Annotated in this window: 4 protein-coding genes and 2 pseudogenes; 4 read left to right on the forward strand and 2 right to left on the reverse strand. The window is 73.3% G+C overall.

The genetic code is table 11. The annotated features are described in order from the left end of the window. Window positions 1-80: 80 nt before the first annotated feature. Window positions 81-974 carry an SCO6745 family protein gene (locus PV721_RS41745; RefSeq protein WP_319733881.1) on the forward strand — a complete coding sequence of 298 codons (894 nt, stop codon included), beginning with the start codon at window positions 81-83 and terminating at the stop codon, window positions 972-974. A 24-nt stretch (window positions 975-998) separates the two neighbouring features. Here the strand turns inward: PV721_RS41745 and PV721_RS41750 are convergent. Both PV721_RS41750 and PV721_RS41755 read right to left on the reverse strand, forming a co-directional pair. After that, window positions 999-1252, reverse strand: a pseudogene (locus PV721_RS41750) (sugar phosphate isomerase/epimerase); the annotation flags it as partial. Further along, window positions 1228-2087: pseudogene (locus PV721_RS41755) on the reverse strand (Gfo/Idh/MocA family protein); the annotation flags it as partial. The pseudogenes PV721_RS41750 and PV721_RS41755, both read right to left, overlap by 25 nt. A 27-nt stretch (window positions 2088-2114) precedes the next feature. Here PV721_RS41755 and PV721_RS41760 point away from each other — a divergent pair. The 3 genes from PV721_RS41760 to PV721_RS41770 all read left to right on the forward strand — a co-directional run bounded on the left by PV721_RS41760 (window position 2115) and on the right by PV721_RS41770 (window position 3855). Then, a complete protein-coding gene (locus PV721_RS41760; protein WP_319733885.1) occupies window positions 2115-2699 on the forward strand; it encodes a substrate-binding domain-containing protein in 585 nt (194 codons plus the stop codon). Next, on the forward strand, window positions 2696-3523 hold the full coding sequence (locus tag PV721_RS41765; protein WP_319733883.1) for a sugar phosphate isomerase/epimerase family protein: 828 nt from the start codon (window positions 2696-2698) through the stop codon (window positions 3521-3523). The genes PV721_RS41760 and PV721_RS41765 overlap by 4 nt, the downstream gene beginning before the upstream one ends. A 119-nt stretch (window positions 3524-3642) precedes the next feature. Beyond that, window positions 3643-3855, forward strand: coding sequence for a hypothetical protein (locus tag PV721_RS41770; protein WP_319733884.1), 213 nt, complete (start codon window positions 3643-3645; stop codon window positions 3853-3855). Window positions 3856-4189: the final 334 nt, after the last annotated feature.

Raw genomic sequence — 4189 nt, forward strand, 5'->3', positions numbered from 1 at the left:
TCGCCACCCCCTCCGGCCCCTCCTGGCCTACGCTGACCTCCTGTCGTTTTGGGCACCAACCGACCCTGGGGGAAAGCGATATGACGTACAGCGACGCCCATGAGCCGGGTACGGTCCGGCAGCTGTGGCAGCTGCTCGAGCCCGTGCACGCCATCGTCTACTTCGCACCCGAGGCCTACGAGGAGGCCGGCGCGCTCGGCTACGCCATCGACGACCGGTGGCCCATGTACTTCGCCTTCCGGGCCGCTCCTCTCGGCCCGGCCGATGCGGGACTCGTGAACGCCCTCTTCTTCAGCTTCAGCCCCACCATGGTGGAGCGGTACCTCGCGCAGACCTGGCACACCGCCCCGCCGGCCCGGGTGCTCGCGGCCCGGGCCGTCGCCGCGGACCGATCCCTGCGGTCCCTCCTCGGCGAGCGGACCGCCTCCCCGGAGCTGGCCGAGGCGGCGCGGCTCGCCCGGCGCGCCGCCGAGTCCGCCGTCACGGCGGGCCGCCCGCTCGGCGCTGTCAACGCCGCCCTGCCCTGGCCCGACGCCCCGCACGCCGTGCTCTGGCACGCGGCGACGATCCTGCGCGAGCACCGCGGGGACGGCCACCTCGCCGCCCTCCAGGCCCACCACCTCGACCCGGTCGAGTCGCTGGTCCTGCACTCCGGGGCCGGAGCCGCCCCGGCCGAGTGGTTCGAAAGCCGCCAGTGGTCCGCCGAGGAGTGGAACGCCGGCCGAGACCGGCTCGTCGCCCGGAACCTGCTGGCCGAGGACGGCGCGGCCACCGGAGCCGGACTCGCCGTGCGCACCGCCGTCGAGAAGCTCACCGACGAACTCGCCTCGGCCCCCTGGTCGGCGCTGAGCCCGCAGGAAGTGGCCCGCCTAGCCGAACTCCTCCTCCCGCCGGTCCTCGACATCGTCGGCGCCGGGATCCTCCCGACCCAGAGCACTCTGGGCATCGGCATGAAGTACGACTACGAGGGCTGATCCACCACCTGCTCCTCCGTCCGCTCAGTCCACGTGCTCGCGGTAGCGCTCGATCACCTCCCGCAGCACCTCCGTACCGTCCCGGGCCCACAGGCCCGGGCTGAAGATCTCCACTTCCACCGGGCCCCGGTAGCCGGCCGCGTCGGCCAGCTGCCGTCCATGGATCCGTCACCGAGCTGCCCGCGCCCCAGCAGCACGCCTTCGGGCAGCCGGTGCGTGCGGAACCCGCCGTCTGCCGAGGGGAGCCGGATGCTCACAGCGCCACCTCCGGCACGGGCAGCCGCCGGCCCTCGGCCGAGGAGCGCAGCCCCGGCTCGGCGAGCTGCACCCCGCGCGCCCCGGCCAGCAGGTCCCACCACCAGGTCTCCCCGAGGAGACATGTCTCGGGAAGAGCTCCCACTGTGCCTTGAAGCCGTTCTCGGCGGGACGGTTGTCCGGCACCTCCTGCCACTGGGAACGGAATGCCTCGGTCTGCGGCAGATCGGGATTCCACACGGGCTTCGGCGTCGCCCCGCGGTGCTGGATCCGGCAACCGCGCAGCCCGGCGACGGCCGACCCGTGCGTGCCGTCCACCTGGAACTCCACCAGTTCGTCACGGTGGACCCGGACCGCCCAGGAGGAATTGATCTGCGCGACCGCACCGCCCTCCAATTCGAAGGTCCCGTAGGCGGCGTCGTCGGCCGTGGCCTCGTACGGCTTGCCCGCCTCGTCCCAGCGGCGGCTTATGTGCGTGCGTGTGAGGGCCTGGACGGTGCGGACCCGGCCGAAGAGTTCGTGGAGGAGGTACTCCCAGTGCGGGAAGATGTCGGCGACGATGCCTCCGCCGTCCTGCGCCCGGTAGTTCCACGACGGCCGCTGCGCGGTCTGCCAGTCGCCCTCGAAGATCCAGTATCCGAACTCTCCGCGGAAGGACAGGACCTCGCCGAAGAAGCCGCTCGCGATCAGCCGCCTCAGCTTCAGCAGCCCCGGCAGGAACAGCTTGTCCTGCACCACCCCGTGCTTGATCCCGGCGGCCTCGGCCAGCCGGGCCAGCTCCAGTGAGGACTCGAAGGTGAGGGCCGTCGGCTTCTCGCAGTAGACGTGCTTGCCCGCCGCAATGGCCTGGCGGACCGCCGCCTGCGCGGGCGGCCTCCGTTGCCCGTGCACGCCGCACTGCCCGTCACCACCGTGATGTTCGACGACCACGGCGGGGCCTTCCGCCTCGCCGAGCACCTGCTGACACTCGGGCACCGGCGCATCGCCTACGTCGCGGGCCCCCCGGGGCTGAGCACCACCCGCGAGCGGCTCGCCGGACACCGTGCCGCCCTGCTCCGGCACGACCCCGCCCTCCCCGAGACCTGCGCCTCCCTCACCGTGCACGGCGCCTTCGAGCGTTCCGCGGGCTACGACGCCACCCGGGAACTGCTGCGCCGCGGGGCGACGTTCACGGCCGTCGCGGCCGCCAACGACACCGTCGCCACCGGGGTCGCCGCCGCCCTGCGCGAGGAAGGGATACGGATCCCCGAGGACGTGTCCGTCGCGGGCTTCGACGACCTGCCCATCTGCGCGGACACCGCCGCGGCGCTCACCACCGTCCGGGTACCCCTGCGTGAGGCCGGCGTGCTCGCCGCCCAACTGGTCACCGGCCGTCGGCCGCAGCCGCCGGGCGGGATCACCACGCTACCCACCGAGCTGATGGTGCGCGCCTCCACCGGGCCGCCGCCGACCGCGGGAGGCCGCCCGTGAAGTACGCCTTTTCCACACTCGGCCTGCCCGGCGCACCCCTCGACCGCAGTGCGGCCCTCGCAGCCTCCTACGGGTTCGACGGCCTCGAACTGCGCGCCCACCCCGAGGAACCCCTGCACCCCGACAGCCCGGTTGCCGAGCGCGCCGCCGGACTGCGGACCCTCACCGCCGCAGGCGTCTCCGTCCTCGCCGTCGCGGGCTACGTCAAGGTGGCCGCCCCCGGCGCGGACGCGCCGGTCCTCGCCGAACTACGTGCCCTGGTCCGCCTCGCCGCCGATCTGGAGGCCCCTTACGTCCGGGTCTTCCCTGGCGGCGCCGGCCTGACCGAGGCGGCTGCCGACGCCCATGCCGTGCGTCGCCTGCTGACCGCGGCGCCGTTCGCCGAGCACCACGGAGTGCGGCTCCTTCTGGAGACCCACGACTCCCACCGCACCGCCGCCGCGGCCGCCCGCGTGCTCGACCGCGTCGCGCACCCCGGCGCGGGCGCCTTGTGGGACGTGCTGCACACCTGGCTCGGCGGGGAAATCCCGGCCGAGTCCCGACGGGCCCTTGCTGCGCACCTGGGCTACGTACAGGTGAAGGACGTACGGTCAGCGCAGGACCTGACCCCGACCGGTCTCGGCACCGGCGTGCTGCCCCTCCCCGAGGCGGTGGCCGCGGCACCGCGGGACGGCTGGCTCTGCTGGGAGTACGAGAAACGCTGGTACCCGAACGCCGCCGCCCTGCCCGGCCAGCTCACGCGGGGCCGGGAGTACCTGCAGAGCCTGGTCACCGGACAGTCCCCGGAAGCCGGGCCTGGAGGCGCTTCCTTCGGATCGCCTTGACGGTCGGATGAAGGCGGCGGCGAAGTGGAGCGTGCGATCCGTGCGCTGCGGCCGGAACTGTGGCCTCCGCCACTGCGTGACGCCCGTGCGCCTGCTCGACTGGCCCGATGTTGATCAACGTGATTCTTCGAGTCCTGCCGTTCTGGATCCGCGAACCCCTGCTCATGGCCGTCAGCCTCACCTTCGGCGGCCTCTGCCTCTACTGGTATGCCGTTGTCGGAGAGTGGCAAAGAGCCGCCTTCGGCATCGTGTTTCTCTCGCTCGCGGTCCTGCGGGGCTTCGTCCTGCGCCGCGAGTGGAGATCCCGCCCGAGAGCCGGCCAGGTCGGATGAAGCCGGTTCGCCCCCCGGCATAGGGGAACCCCCGCTCCTGCAGATCTGATGCGCCGCGGCACTGCCCGACTTGCCGGCGCCGCGGCGTGCCGGGCGTGTCACAGCCGTCCTCAAGTCGGTACACGAGGACGGCGAGGGCAGCTGAGCCGGCCACACCGCCGTCCTCGTGTTCACCACCGGGGGGAGGGGAGGGGGGGGGGGTGGGGCCGGGAGGGCGGACAGGTGGCGCACGTGCTGGGGGACACGGGGGCCCCGGGGAACAGCGCGCTTCAGCGGGCGCCCGCCACGCTGGCCCCGCAGGGCATCCGCGGCAGCGATCTCCGCGACAGCGATC

It is taken from the genome of Streptomyces sp. MB09-01 (assembly GCF_033794505.1).
In the GTDB taxonomy this organism is placed as follows: domain Bacteria; phylum Actinomycetota; class Actinomycetes; order Streptomycetales; family Streptomycetaceae; genus Streptomyces.